This is a genomic window from Achromobacter deleyi (assembly GCF_902859705.1).
Lineage (GTDB): Bacteria > Pseudomonadota > Gammaproteobacteria > Burkholderiales > Burkholderiaceae_B > Achromobacter > Achromobacter deleyi.
This window is the reverse complement of the sequence record NZ_CADIJO010000012.1, coordinates 200,439-212,416: the sequence shown is the minus strand read 5'-3', so window position 1 is coordinate 212,416 and position 11,978 is coordinate 200,439. Positions and strand designations below refer to the sequence as shown.

14 protein-coding genes are annotated in these 11,978 nt (G+C 62.0%); 2 read left to right on the top strand and 12 right to left on the bottom strand.

Translation table 11 applies throughout. The features are described from left to right. Positions 1-164 precede the first annotated feature (164 nt). The 5 genes from lon to loiP form a co-directional block, all read right to left on the bottom strand. The gene (lon, locus tag HV798_RS18655; protein WP_025135991.1) at positions 165-2,615 is read right to left on the bottom strand and encodes an endopeptidase La; all 2,451 of its coding nucleotides are present in this window, start codon (positions 2,613-2,615) and stop codon (positions 165-167) included. 253 nt (positions 2,616-2,868) lie between these two features. Next, positions 2,869-4,167 carry an ATP-dependent Clp protease ATP-binding subunit ClpX gene (gene clpX / locus HV798_RS18650; protein ID WP_025135990.1) on the bottom strand — a complete coding sequence of 433 codons (1,299 nt, stop codon included), beginning with the start codon at positions 4,165-4,167 and terminating at the stop codon, positions 2,869-2,871. A 101-nt stretch (positions 4,168-4,268) separates the two neighbouring features. Next, positions 4,269-4,922: an ATP-dependent Clp endopeptidase proteolytic subunit ClpP gene (gene clpP, locus HV798_RS18645; RefSeq protein ID WP_006395872.1), complete on the bottom strand. Its 654-nt coding sequence runs from the start codon at positions 4,920-4,922 to the stop codon at positions 4,269-4,271. 4 nt (positions 4,923-4,926) lie between these two features. Then, a complete protein-coding gene (gene tig / locus HV798_RS18640) occupies positions 4,927-6,237 on the bottom strand; it encodes a trigger factor (RefSeq protein WP_175192044.1) in 1,311 nt (436 codons plus the stop codon). A 167-nt stretch (positions 6,238-6,404) separates the two neighbouring features. Beyond that, positions 6,405-7,160 carry a metalloprotease LoiP gene (loiP, locus tag HV798_RS18635; protein WP_175192043.1) on the bottom strand — a complete coding sequence of 252 codons (756 nt, stop codon included), beginning with the start codon at positions 7,158-7,160 and terminating at the stop codon, positions 6,405-6,407. A gap of 256 nt (positions 7,161-7,416) precedes the next feature. Between loiP and HV798_RS18630 the strand changes: the two genes are divergently transcribed. Beyond that, complete coding sequence (locus HV798_RS18630) at positions 7,417-7,965, top strand: TIGR00645 family protein (protein WP_025135987.1); 549 nt, start codon at positions 7,417-7,419, stop codon at positions 7,963-7,965. A 96-nt stretch (positions 7,966-8,061) separates the two neighbouring features. Here the strand turns inward: HV798_RS18630 and HV798_RS18625 are convergent, their stop codons facing one another. The 5 genes from HV798_RS18625 to HV798_RS18605 all read right to left on the bottom strand — a co-directional run bounded on the left by HV798_RS18625 (position 8,062) and on the right by HV798_RS18605 (position 10,701). Then, positions 8,062-8,268 carry a cold-shock protein gene (locus HV798_RS18625; protein WP_006225311.1) on the bottom strand — a complete coding sequence of 69 codons (207 nt, stop codon included), beginning with the start codon at positions 8,266-8,268 and terminating at the stop codon, positions 8,062-8,064. A gap of 317 nt (positions 8,269-8,585) precedes the next feature. Continuing rightward, a complete protein-coding gene (locus HV798_RS18620; protein WP_175192042.1) occupies positions 8,586-9,149 on the bottom strand; it encodes a DUF924 family protein in 564 nt (187 codons plus the stop codon). 165 nt (positions 9,150-9,314) lie between these two features. Further along, the gene (locus HV798_RS18615; RefSeq protein WP_006220190.1) at positions 9,315-9,518 is read right to left on the bottom strand and encodes a cold-shock protein; all 204 of its coding nucleotides are present in this window, start codon (positions 9,516-9,518) and stop codon (positions 9,315-9,317) included. Positions 9,519-9,890: 372 nt separating this feature from the next. Next, complete coding sequence (locus HV798_RS18610) at positions 9,891-10,211, bottom strand: hypothetical protein (protein WP_025135985.1); 321 nt, start codon at positions 10,209-10,211, stop codon at positions 9,891-9,893. A gap of 91 nt (positions 10,212-10,302) precedes the next feature. Then, positions 10,303-10,701, bottom strand: coding sequence for a hypothetical protein (locus HV798_RS18605; RefSeq protein ID WP_025135984.1), 399 nt, complete (start codon positions 10,699-10,701; stop codon positions 10,303-10,305). A 124-nt stretch (positions 10,702-10,825) separates the two neighbouring features. Between HV798_RS18605 and HV798_RS18600 the strand changes: the two genes are divergently transcribed. Continuing rightward, positions 10,826-11,128 carry a DUF2513 domain-containing protein gene (locus tag HV798_RS18600; protein WP_025135983.1) on the top strand — a complete coding sequence of 101 codons (303 nt, stop codon included), beginning with the start codon at positions 10,826-10,828 and terminating at the stop codon, positions 11,126-11,128. Positions 11,129-11,228: 100 nt separating this feature from the next. Here the strand turns inward: HV798_RS18600 and HV798_RS18595 are convergent, their stop codons facing one another. Together HV798_RS18595 and HV798_RS18590 are read right to left on the bottom strand one after the other, a co-directional pair. Then, the gene (locus HV798_RS18595) at positions 11,229-11,501 is read right to left on the bottom strand and encodes a hypothetical protein (protein WP_025135982.1); all 273 of its coding nucleotides are present in this window, start codon (positions 11,499-11,501) and stop codon (positions 11,229-11,231) included. A 75-nt stretch (positions 11,502-11,576) separates the two neighbouring features. Further along, positions 11,577-11,972, bottom strand: coding sequence for a RidA family protein (locus HV798_RS18590; RefSeq protein WP_175192041.1), 396 nt, complete (start codon positions 11,970-11,972; stop codon positions 11,577-11,579). Positions 11,973-11,978 lie beyond the last annotated feature (6 nt).

The window sequence follows — 11,978 nt, the reverse complement described above, 5'->3', positions numbered from 1 at the left end:
TGTTCAGACAGATACCGCCGGACAGCGTCCAGCTTGAACTGCTCGTCGTACTTTGCCATGCAAAAAACCCCCGAAGGTTGGATCAAAGTCCAACTTTCGGGGGTCAGTTCACATGGCGGGGTTTCTTTTTGAAGGCGCTGCTGGCAGCGCCTTGCAGGCCGGGATCAGTGCTTGAGCACCGGATCCGTCGAACCCGGCTCGGCCGGCTTGGCCACCAGCGGTTCCTTGACCGCCTCGTCTTCAGCCAGCGGTTCGGGCAGACGCTCCAGAGCCAGTTCCAGCACCTTGTCGATCCAGCGGACCGGCACGATCTCGAGATGGTTCTTGACGTTGTCCGGGATCTCCGCCAAATCCTTGACGTTTTCTTCCGGGATCAAGACCGTCTTGATGCCACCGCGGTGGGCGGCCAGCAGCTTTTCCTTCAAGCCGCCGATCGGCAGGACTTCGCCACGCAGCGTGATTTCGCCGGTCATGGCGACATCGGCGCGCACCGGGATGCGCGACAGCGCCGACACCATGGCCGTGGTGATCGCGATACCCGCGGACGGACCGTCCTTGGGCGTCGCGCCTTCCGGCACGTGCACGTGCATGTCGTGCTTCTCGAAGACGCTGTCGGCAAAGCCCAGGCGACGTGCCCGCGAGCGCACCACCGTACGAGCCGCTTCGACCGATTCCTTCATCACGTCACCCAGCGAACCCGTGCGTTGGATCACGCCCTTGCCAGGCATGTCCGCCACTTCGATCGTGAGCAGATCGCCACCGACTTCCGTCCAGGCCAGGCCGGTCACTTGACCGATCTGGTTTTCCTTTTCGGCCATGCCGAAGGTGTAGCGGCGCACGCCGAGGTAGTCGCTGAGGTTGTCGCCCGTGACATTGACCGGCTTGACCTCAAGGGTCTTGCCTTCGGCCTTGGCACGATCGGTCTGGGTCAGCAATTGCTTGATGACCTTGCGGCAGATCTTGCCCACTTCGCGTTCGAGCGCACGCACACCGGCTTCGCGGGTGTAGTAGCGCACGATGTCGCGCAAGGCGCTGTCATCGACGGTCAGCTCGGTATCCTTCACGCCGTTGTTCTTCATCAGCTTGGGCAGCAGATGGTCGCGGGCGATGTGGATCTTTTCTTCCTCGGTGTAACCCGACAGGCGGATCACTTCCATGCGGTCCAGCAGCGCCGGCGGAATGTTCAGCGTATTGCTGGTCGCCACGAACATGACGTCGGACAGATCGAAGTCGACCTCGATGTAGTGGTCCTGGAACGTGTGGTTCTGTTCAGGGTCCAGCACTTCGAGCAGCGCCGACGAGGGATCGCCGCGGAAATCCATGCCCAGCTTGTCGATTTCGTCGAGCAGGAACAAGGGATTGCGCACGCCGACCTTCGACATGTTCTGGACGATCTTGCCCGGCATCGAACCGATGTAGGTCCGGCGATGGCCGCGGATCTCGGCTTCGTCGCGCACGCCGCCCAGGGCCATGCGCACGAACTTGCGGTTCGTGGCCTTGGCGATGGACTGGCCGAGCGAGGTCTTGCCGACGCCCGGAGGGCCGACCAGGCACAGGATCGGCGCCTTGACCTTGTCCACGCGCTGTTGCACGGCAAGATATTCAAGGATGCGTTCCTTCACCTTTTCCAGGCCGTAGTGGTCGTTGTCCAGTACGGTTTCGGCGTTGGAAATGGAATTGTTGATCTTGCTCTTCTTTCTCCAGGGGAGATTGATGAGCGTATCGATGTAGTTGCGCACCACGGTGGCTTCGGCCGACATGGGCGACATCAGCTTGAGCTTCTTGAGCTCGGCATCGGCCTTCTTACGTGCCTCTTTGGGCATGTGGGCAGCGATGATCTTCTTTTCGAGCTCTTCGATGTCCGCGCCTTCTTCGCCTTCGCCCAACTCTTTCTGAATGGCCTTGACCTGCTCATTCAGGTAGTAGTCGCGCTGGCTCTTTTCCATCTGCTTCTTCACACGGCCGCGAATCCGCTTCTCGACCTGGAGGATGTCGATTTCAGTTTCCAGCTGCGTGAGCAAGCCTTCGAGGCGCTCGGAGGTGCCGACGATCTCGAGCATTTTTTGCTTCTGCTCGAGCTTCAGCGGAAGATGCGCGGCGATCGTATCGGCCAGGCGGCCGGCGTCATCGATGCCGGCGAGCGAGGTCAGGATCTCCGGAGGGATCTTCTTGTTCAGTTTGACGTATTGCTCGAACTGGGCAACGATCGCGCGGCGCAGGGCCTCGGTTTCGGAGCCTTGGACGGCGTCCGGTTCGATCGGGGTGACCTGGCACGTGAAGTGCGAATCGGCGTCTTCGATGCTGTTGATACGGGCACGCTGGGTGCCTTCGACCAGCACCTTGACGGTGCCGTCAGGCAGCTTGAGCATCTGCAGGATGCCGGCAACGCAGCCGATCTCGTAGACGTCTTCGGGGGTGGGATCATCCTTGCCGGCGGACTTTTGGGCCACCAGCATGATGCTCTTGCCCGCTTCCATCGCAACCTCGAGCGCGCGGATCGAGCGCGGACGGCCGACGAACAGCGGGATGACCATGTGCGGGAACACCACGACATCGCGCAGTGGCAGCAGGGGAAGGTCGATCGGGTCGGAAGGCAGGGTCTGGCTGGCAGACATAGGAGGTTCCTCGGTATGACTCGGCGTATCGGGGACAGGATGACCGGGTATACCCGGGCATCTTCGTCAGTTACGTCTGTTATGGGAACAATAGCCGAAAATTCAAGATCCCGGCTGCCGGATAAACAAAACGGCAAAAAAAACAGCGGCCGGTATCCCTTGTTTTCTTGGACACGCCCCGGGAGCATGCGTTCAACGCCTGGCCCCGAGGTAAAAAAACCCGTTACGAGAACGGGTTTTTCTGAAATAACCGTCAGGCCGCGGCGTCGCGGACTTCTCCGCGCTCGGGCTTTTCGGCGGCGCTTTCTTCGTCCGCGTAGATCAGCAAGGGCTTGCCCTCGCCTTCGATCGCGCCTTCGTCCAGCACCACGCGCTTGACGTTGCCTTGCGACGGCAGGTCATACATGGTGTCGAGCAGGGCCTGCTCGATGATGGAACGCAGGCCGCGGGCGCCGGTCTTGCGCTTGAGCGCCTTGCGGGCGATGGCCTTCAAGGCGGCCGGGCGCACGTCCAGCTCGGCGCCTTCCATGGCGAACAGCTTCTGGAACTGCTTGAGCAGCGCGTTCTTGGGCTCGGTCAGGATCTGGACCAGCGCGGCTTCGTCGAGCTCGTCCAGGGTGGCGACCACCGGCAGACGGCCGACCAGTTCGGGGATCAGGCCGAACTTGATCAGGTCTTCGGGTTCGACTTCGGAGAACAGCTCGCCCACGCCGCGTTCGGACTTGGCGCGCACGGAGGCCGAGAAGCCGATGCCCGACTTTTCGGTACGGTCGCGGATGACCTTTTCGAGTCCGTCGAAGGCGCCGCCGACGATGAACAGGATGTTGGTCGTGTCGACCTGGACGAAGTCCTGGTTGGGGTGCTTGCGCCCGCCCTGCGGGGGCACCGAGGCCACCGTGCCTTCGATCAGCTTGAGCAAGGCCTGCTGCACGCCTTCGCCCGATACGTCGCGGGTGATGGACGGGTTGTCGGACTTGCGGGAAATCTTGTCGATTTCGTCGATGTAGATAATGGCGCGCTGCGCCTTCTCGACTTCGTAGTTGCAGTTCTGCAGCAACTTCTGAATGATGTTTTCGACGTCTTCGCCCACGTAACCGGCTTCGGTCAGCGTGGTGGCATCGGCCATGACGAACGGAACGTTCAGCATGCGCGCCAGCGTTTGCGCCAGCAACGTCTTGCCCGACCCGGTGGGGCCGATCAGCATGATGTTGCTCTTGGACAACTCGACTTCGTCGCCCTTGATTTCGCCGTGGCGAATGCGCTTGTAGTGGTTGTAGACGGCCACCGCCAGCATGCGCTTGGGCGACGTCTGCCCAATGACGTACTGGTCGAGGAACGTCTTGATCTCAGCCGGAGTGGGCAGTTCGGAACGAATCGCCGCGCGCGCGGTAGCCTGCGCTTCCTCGCGGATGATGTCGTTGCACAGGTCTATGCATTCATCGCAGATGAATACCGACGGACCCGCGATCAGCTTGCGGACTTCGTGCTGGCTTTTATTGCAAAACGAGCAATGCAGCACTTTTGCGTCTGCCGATCCCTTTTTTTCTGGCATATGTAGTCGTATCTCAGGTAAAGAAGCGCCGGACCGGGTAAACGGCCCGGCGCCTGCGCTTACTCAAACGTGGCGGTAGCGGGTCAGACTCAACCGGGAAGTCAGCCTTCCGAACGGGAGGTCATCACCTTGTCCACCAGTCCATACGATACCGCATCTTCGGCGGACATGAAGTTGTCACGTTCCGTGTCCAGGGCGATGCGCTCGATCGACTGGCCGGTGTTGTCGGCTAGGATGCGATTGAGACGCTCGCGCAGGTCCAGGATCTCGCGAGCCTGGATCTGGATGTCGGAGGCCTGCCCCTGGGCGCCGCCCGAGGGCTGGTGGATCATGATGCGCGAGTTGGGCAAGGTGAAACGCTTGCCCTTCTTGCCAGCCGCCAGCAGGAAGGCGCCCATGCTGGCCGCCAGGCCGGTGCACAGGGTCGACACGTCCGGCTTGATGAACTGCATGGTGTCGTAGATGGCCATGCCCGCGTACACCGACCCGCCAGGCGAGTTGATGTACAGGGAAATGTCCTTGTCAGGATTCTCCGATTCCAGGAACAGCAACTGCGCCACGACCAGGTTGGCCGTTGCGTCGTTGACCGGGCCCACCAGGAAGATGAGCCGCTCGCGGAGCAGACGCGAATAGATGTCGTAGGCGCGTTCGCCGCGCCCCGACTGCTCGATCACCATGGGAATGTAGCCCAGGCCGGTGGGGGTCACCGAAGACCCGCCATTCATTGCCGCATAGAAATCGGTGAATCTCTGCATAGTGTTACGCCATCCCCATCAACTGATCGAAAGGCACCTTTTCTTCGGTGACCTTGGCCTTGTCCAGAACGTGTGCAACGACGTTGTCTTCGAGCACGATAGCCTCGATTTCAGCACGACGTTGACGGTCAGCCAGGTAATAGCTGACAACCTGGGCGGGTTGTTCGTAGTTTTCCGCGAATTCTTCGATGCGGGCACGAACCTGTTCCGGCTTGGCTTGCAGCTGGGCTTGCTTGACCAGTTCGGACACCAGCAGACCCAGGCGCACGCGGCGCTCGGATTCGGTGGAGAAGGCTTCGGCGGGGATAGGCACGGACTCGGCGTTCGGCACACCGCGTTGCTTCAGTTCTTCGCGGGCAGCGGCGATGCGGCTTTGCACGTCGTTGTCGACCAGGGCCTTCGGCACGTCGAACTGGCCGGCTTCGACCAGGGCGTCCATCACGCTGGACTTGGTACGGCCTTGCGAGCGGACCTTGACTTCGCGTTCGATGTTGCTGCGGATGTCGGCCTTCAGCTTTTCGACGTCGCCTTCGGCCTGGCCGAGGGACTTGGCGAATTCAGCGTTCAGTTCGGGCAGGACGCCTTCAGCCACTTCCTTGACGGTGATGGTGAATTCGGCGGTCTTGCCGGCGACTTCCTTGCCTTGGTAGTCGTCAGGGAACTTCAGCGGGAAGACCTTGGATTCGCCAGCCTTCAGGCCGCGGGCGGCTTCTTCGAATTCCGGCAGCATGCGGCCTTGGCCGAGCACGAACGGGAAGTCTTCGGCCTTGCCGCCTTCGAACGGCACGCCGTCGATGGTGCCGGCGAAGTCGAGGGTGACGCGGTCGCCGTCTTGCGAGGCGCGGCCTTCACGGGCTTCGAACGTGGCGCGCTGCTTGCGCAGGACGTCCAGGGTCTGTTGCACTTCGGCGTCGGTGACGGCGGTGTCAAAGCGGGTCACGGCCAGTGCCGACAGGTCGGGCACGGCGACTTCGGGGTAGACCTCGAACGTGGCGGTGAACGCCAGCGTGTCGTCGGCGACGCCTTCGGTCTTGGGTTCCAGGTTCGGGGCACCGGCGACGCGCAGCTTGGCGCCGTCGACGGCTTGTTCGAACGCACGGCCAACTTGGCTATTGATCACGTCGTAGCGGATGCCGGGGCCATGGCTGCGCTCGAGCATGGCGAGCGGCGCCTTGCCGGGACGGAAGCCGGGCACCTTGGCGGTACGGGCCACGCGCTTCAATTGCGCCTGGACTTCCTTTTCGACGTCGGCCACCGAGACGGCCAGATCAACACGGCGCTCCAGGCCGGAGAGGGTTTCAACCACAGGCTGCATTAAAAGACCTATTTTCCGAGAGATAAGAGATGACGGGCGGATAAACGCGCCATTTTACCGGAAACTTCCGGAACCCTGACGCAAAGGGGTGCGAGCCCCCGGATAAGCCCGGATGCCCGCACCCCGTTTCCACCCCCGAAGGGAGGCAAACGCCCGCTTGGGACGCCTTATTTCGCTTTGGCGATGCGATCTTCGATGTGCTGAGCGCGCTTTGCCGAAGACGGATGGGAGCTCATCATATCGCTCTTGCCGCCATCGAGCTCGGCCAGCTTCTGGAACGCGGTCACCAGACCCTTCGTGTTGAGCTTCTTGGCCTGCAGTTGGTCGAACGAGTAGTCGTCGGCAGCGCTTTCCTGCGATTGCGAGAACTGCGCGTTGATGAACTTCTCGGTCAGGTCGCCCAACTGGGACGAATTCAGGGCGGCGACGGTGGCGCCGCCAGCGGCGCCGGCAGCGTCGCGCGCGGCCGACACGGTGTAGGCGGTCTGCATGGCCTTCTTGCTGTGGCCCAGGGCCACGTGGCCGATTTCGTGGCCGACCACGCCCATCACTTCGTCGTCGGTCATCATGTCCATCAAGCCGCTATAGACGCGGATGCAGCCGTTGGCCATGGCCCAGGCGTTCACGTCCTTGGTGATGTAGACCTTGTAGTTGGCCTTCTGGCCGTTCACGGTGCCGCCCAGTTGCTTGGCAATCTTTTGCAGGCGGGCGTCGTACTTGCTGCCCGGCGCTGCGATCTTTTCCTGGGAATCGCTCTGCGCGCACGCCTTGTCGGACAAGGTCTTGATTTCGGCATCGCTGAGGGTGGCGGCCTGCACCACCTTGCTGCCGGCGCCCACCAGGCCCCCGATGTCGAGGGCATGCGACGCAGAATAAGGGGCAAGCGCAACGGCCAGGGCGGCAACGGTGTAGCGGATCTTCATGGAAAAACTCCTCTTGACTGACTCTTTGCGAGTGAGGCGGCAATTCTATATACGCCAAAAGGTCGCAAACCGTTTCGCCACAGAGTTTCGCAAATGCGAACTTCACTTACACAAAAGGCATGCAAATGACTCGTTAGCGTGGTAAATACCCTCGCCGCAATACCGATTTGTCATCAAAAACAAATTGCCGCGAGGTCCGGCATTGATAGAATTGCCGCCGCACTTTTTCGCACCCAACCTTGGCTCGCAACCACTCATGACCCCGAATACCCCTCCCCGCCTTGGCCTGCTGCCCAGCCTGATATTCAGTTCACGCTGGCTGCAGCTGCCGCTATACCTGGGCCTGATCGTCGCCCAGGGCGTCTACGTGATGCTGTTCCTGAAGGAACTGTGGCATCTGCTGACGCACGCCAACAGCTTTGGCGAAATGGAGATCATGCTGCTCGTGCTGGGCCTGATCGACGTCGTGATGATCTCGAACCTCCTGGTGATGGTGATCGTCGGCGGCTACGAAACCTTCGTGTCGCGCCTGCGCCTGCAGGGCCACCCGGACCAGCCGGAATGGCTCAGCCACGTCAACGCCAGCGTCCTGAAGGTCAAGCTGGCCATGGCCATCATCGGCATCTCGTCGATCCACCTGCTGCGCACCTTCATCGAGGCCGGCACCCTGGGCACGCCCAATGCCCGCTTTTCCGAGGCCGGCGTGATGTGGCAGACCATCATCCACGCCCTGTTCATCCTGTCCGCCCTGGGCATCGCCCTGGTGGACAAGCTGTCCACGCCGGCGCCGCACCCCAAGCACTGACGCCCCGCCCGCCCCGAAAAAGAAAAAGCCCCTGCACATTGCGTGCGGGGGCTTTTTATTGGAGCGGGCCGTTGCCGGACCGCTACAGGAAGGAACTCAGGCTGCGACCTTGATGTTCTTGGCGCTGGGCCCCTTGGGGCCGGTACCGACCTCGAACGTGACGCGCTGGTTCTCCTGCAGCGACTTGTAGCCTTCGCTGCGGATTTCAGAGTAATGAGCGAACAGATCCTTGCTGCCGTCGTCGGGCATGATGAAGCCATAACCCTTTTCGGCGTTGAACCACTTGACGATGCCGGTTGCCATGGAATTTCCTCGAACCTAAAAGATGCGATTGCTCGCGGGGCGCCAGATCATCAAGGATGGGAGAGGAAGCAACCGCAGCACCACTGACGGCGACAAGTTAAACGCAGACCGCGTCTCTTGAAAATCTCGCTGAACCCAGTGTATTGGCGAACCCTGAAAAACGTCAAATATGCGGGCACCCGAAGGCCCGCGCCCCGCCTGGGGCCGCGCGGATCGGGCGGATATTTTCAACTCGCCATGCACCGATACATGCAGATACCGAGGGAGCAGCAGGGTCGAGCCGGCGAGGGAAAGCCGCCTGCGCCGGCCGTTCGGGCTCAGCCGGCAAAGCCGCCCGCGTCCAGGAATTCCTGCTCGGGCTGCGTGGTGTGGCGACCCAGCGCGGCATTGCGATGCGGGAAGCGGCCGAAACGCTTGATGATGTCGCGATGCAGAACCGCCCAGCGCACGGAGTCGGCGCCCAAGGGTTCCATCAGGGCCACCGCGCGATTCTGCGCGGCCAGGTTCTCGGCATGCTCGAAGGGCAGGTAGAAGAACTGGCGCAGTGACGGGTCGACCGCCAGGTCGTGCCCTGCCGCGATGGCCCGTTCGGCAAACACCAGCGCCAGGGGGTCTGTGGCGAACATATGGGCGGTGCCGCGATAGGCATTGCGGGGGTACTGGTCCAGCAGGATCATCAGCGCCAGCGCGCCCTCGGGCTCTTCCAGCCAGGCATCCAGTTGCCGAGCCGCCGCGGCCAGGTGAGCCGCCCCGCAGCGCTGCCGGAAACGCTCGTCGAAGGCCGCATCCTTGGTGAACCAGGCCTGGGGTCCCGCATCGCGCCAAAACGCCACCACGTCTTGCGGTTGCAGGGAAAGCGGTGTCTGGCCGGGATGGGTCATGGAAGTCGTCCTGTATGGGATGCACGCCTGACGCGAAGCCAGGCGAAAGGCGGAAAGCTGCGGCAAGGATACCGCGCCCGGCCGGACGACATGAAAAAGGCCCCCTTGCGGGAGCCCCAGATGCAAAAAAGCCCCCGAAGGGGCTTTTCCGAAAAGCCAGAACCTTTACAGGACCTGGATCTTCGTGGCTTGCGGGCCCTTGGGGCCATTGGCCGTCACAAAGCTGACGCGCTGGTTCTCTTCCAGAGACTTGAAGCCCGAGCCCTGAATTTCGGAGAAGTGAGCGAACAGGTCCTTACCACCCGCTTCCGGGGTGATGAAGCCATAGCCTTTTTCCGAATTGAACCACTTAACGACGCCGGTTTCCATACTGTATTTCCTAGAGATAATGGGCAAATGCCCGGAGGTCACGAATCAATCAAGGAGGGGACAGTAGAACAATAACGCTGAGCCGGAAAAGGCACGGCACTGAACGAAAATCGCAACGCTTGTGATCGTGTGCCGACACTATCGTTATGTTCCCCTCACAAGTCAACATAATCCTAAAAAATACGTGCCAATAATGCAACAAAGAGAAACTGCGCACAAAATTTACACGTTTTCATAGGCAAAAAGGAGTCCTGCATAGGTGTAAACACCCACGCATCATAAAAAAACAATCGAGGCTTATATAAATGCCGTCAAACGCGCATCGGACTCATACGCCGTTTGGGTCGGGCATTTTTTGGTTTGCCGTGAGGCTTACTCGTCGATAGGTAAGCCCAACAGATCGAGCGCCGCGCCAAAAGCATCGGGACCCGAGCAAAGGAAAACCGCCACGTCGCCGGGATTCATATTTTCCAGGACCTGGTCGATTTGGTCTTGCGCATTATCAACATTGTCGACATTGGCAGCGTGTATGTCTGCTCCGCCTTCGACTTTTTCGGGGGGCACGATGTCGGCGATGCCATTGAGATCGTTTACGCCGGTTACGACATAAACGCTGATGCTCTCGCCATCCAGCGTCGTGTGCAGCTCAACGCCGCCCGCCACGTCGGCAACGTGCCGACTGAGTATTTCCATGATCAATCTTCCTAGACTTGCGGGCCATGCCCGCCTGGGCACGCACCGTGCAGGTGCGCACACGCCCAGGCGCGACTATAACAGCCTTATGCTAAGGCTTCCTGACATTCGGACCGAGCGAACGGCGAGCCGCGCCGGACGTGGCCGCCACGCTGCGGCTGCGCACGCCGGCCGCGGCCAGCGCGGCCACCAGCGGCTTCTGGGCGGCCAGGAACGTGGCCTTCTCGTCGCCAGCCAGCTTGCACAGGAACATCTGGGCCTGCAGCTGGGTGCGGCGGGCCTTGCGGTTGTCGGACTCTTGCGCGAGCCAGTCGGCGATCCAGTCGGCCGCAGCCTGGGCATCGCCCTGCAGCTTGACGTGGCCCAGCAGGTCGAACACGGTCACGCCGTCGATGGCGCCGTCTTCGGTGCGGGTCAGAAAGAGCTTGGCGGCCTGGCCGGTGTAGCCGGGGATCAGCGCGAGGCAATCGCGCTCTGCGGGTTTCTTCATGGGTACTGCCCGTAACGGTTATCGGTAACCCGCCACTGTAACCCGGCCTCGCGGCTGTCGCGTGGACGCCACGGAACTCTGCTATTGTCGGCCTGTCTTTTTTCCCAACTTGGCGGACAACATCATGCAACGCGATTTCGATCTGGTCGTCACCATCCTGGGTGCCTTGCGCGACGCGGCGGGCCCCAACCTGAGCACCCACGACATCAAGAACGCCGCTCTGGCGCCCCACGCGCAGGAGCAGGGCCTGCAACTGATTGCGCATCACCTGGACCTGCTGGCCGATGCCGGCCTGGTCAAGCAAGTCAGCGAGACGGCCGCGACGGCCGGCGACACGCGCTGGCGCATCACCTGGAAGGGCTATGACGCCCTGGAGCAGGACGAAGAGGACGACGAAGACGAAGACTTCGACGACGCCGAAGAATAAGCCGCCGCAACTCGCGGGCCGAGGGCACCCAGCCCGCTCGGCATCCGACGCCGGCAGGTGTAACGGGGCGCCCCTTGCGGGCGCCCTGCTCTTTTTCGGCTCAGGCGCGGCGCAGGATGCGTCGGGTGAGCAGCGCCGCCGCGCTGCCGATCACCAGGCTGAACATGAAGGCCGCGATCGACAGCATGGCGGCCTGGTCGCCAAAGCCGGCCGAGCGCGACATCGCGAACACAGCGGCAAAGACCGCGGCGGCCAGCACGGCCACGCCGGCCAACGCCCGGCCAACCGAGCGCAAGCGGCCGCAGAGCGACCCGCCTACCAGCGCCATGGCGACCATGGCAGCCATGGACCAGAACAGATATTCGTAGTGCATGCGGATGGGCTCCCCCAGGGGTATCGAGGCGCCCGCATTATAGGCCGCGCACGCCCCTCATCCGTCCCCCACAGATCAAGCGGATGCCGCCACCGCAATGGCGCTGATTTCCACCAGCGCCCCGTAGTGCAGTTCACGGGTGGGGACGATGGCCCGGGCAGGCCGATGGTCGCCAAAGCTGCGTTCGTACACGCTGTTCACCTCGTTCCACAGGCCGACGTCGGGGATGTAGACGGTGACGTTGACCACGTGGGCCATCGACGAACCCGCAGCTTGCAGAATGGCCGCCATGCTGCGCAGCGCGGCTTCGGTCTGGGCCGCCACGCCCTGCGCCAATTGCGGGCGTTCGCCCGGCTGGGCGGCGGGCAGAAAGCCCAGTTGCCCGGAGACAAAGATGAAGCCGTTGGCCCGCACGGCCTGCGAATAGTGACCGGCCGGCGGGGTAGCGTTGGGGGTGTAAATGGTGTCCATCGAGAT

Excerpts from the sequence above, each read along its gene's own strand:
- lon (WP_025135991.1), bottom strand. The coding sequence starts at position 2,615 with ATGTCTGCCAGCCAGACCCTGCCTTCCGACCCGATCGACCTTCCCCTG.
- clpX (WP_025135990.1), bottom strand. The coding sequence starts at position 4,167 with ATGCCAGAAAAAAAGGGATCGGCAGACGCAAAAGTGCTGCATTGCTCG.
- clpP (WP_006395872.1), bottom strand. The coding sequence starts at position 4,922 with ATGCAGAGATTCACCGATTTCTATGCGGCAATGAATGGCGGGTCTTCG.
- tig (WP_175192044.1), bottom strand. The coding sequence starts at position 6,237 with ATGCAGCCTGTGGTTGAAACCCTCTCCGGCCTGGAGCGCCGTGTTGAT.
- loiP (WP_175192043.1), bottom strand. The coding sequence starts at position 7,160 with ATGAAGATCCGCTACACCGTTGCCGCCCTGGCCGTTGCGCTTGCCCCT.
- HV798_RS18630 (WP_025135987.1), top strand. The coding sequence starts at position 7,417 with ATGACCCCGAATACCCCTCCCCGCCTTGGCCTGCTGCCCAGCCTGATA.
- HV798_RS18625 (WP_006225311.1), bottom strand. The coding sequence starts at position 8,268 with ATGGCAACCGGCATCGTCAAGTGGTTCAACGCCGAAAAGGGTTATGGC.
- HV798_RS18620 (WP_175192042.1), bottom strand. The coding sequence starts at position 9,149 with ATGACCCATCCCGGCCAGACACCGCTTTCCCTGCAACCGCAAGACGTG.
- HV798_RS18615 (WP_006220190.1), bottom strand. The coding sequence starts at position 9,518 with ATGGAAACCGGCGTCGTTAAGTGGTTCAATTCGGAAAAAGGCTATGGC.
- HV798_RS18610 (WP_025135985.1), bottom strand. The coding sequence starts at position 10,211 with ATGGAAATACTCAGTCGGCACGTTGCCGACGTGGCGGGCGGCGTTGAG.
- HV798_RS18605 (WP_025135984.1), bottom strand. The coding sequence starts at position 10,701 with ATGAAGAAACCCGCAGAGCGCGATTGCCTCGCGCTGATCCCCGGCTAC.
- HV798_RS18600 (WP_025135983.1), top strand. The coding sequence starts at position 10,826 with ATGCAACGCGATTTCGATCTGGTCGTCACCATCCTGGGTGCCTTGCGC.
- HV798_RS18595 (WP_025135982.1), bottom strand. The coding sequence starts at position 11,501 with ATGCACTACGAATATCTGTTCTGGTCCATGGCTGCCATGGTCGCCATG.
- HV798_RS18590 (WP_175192041.1), bottom strand. The coding sequence starts at position 11,972 with ATGGACACCATTTACACCCCCAACGCTACCCCGCCGGCCGGTCACTAT.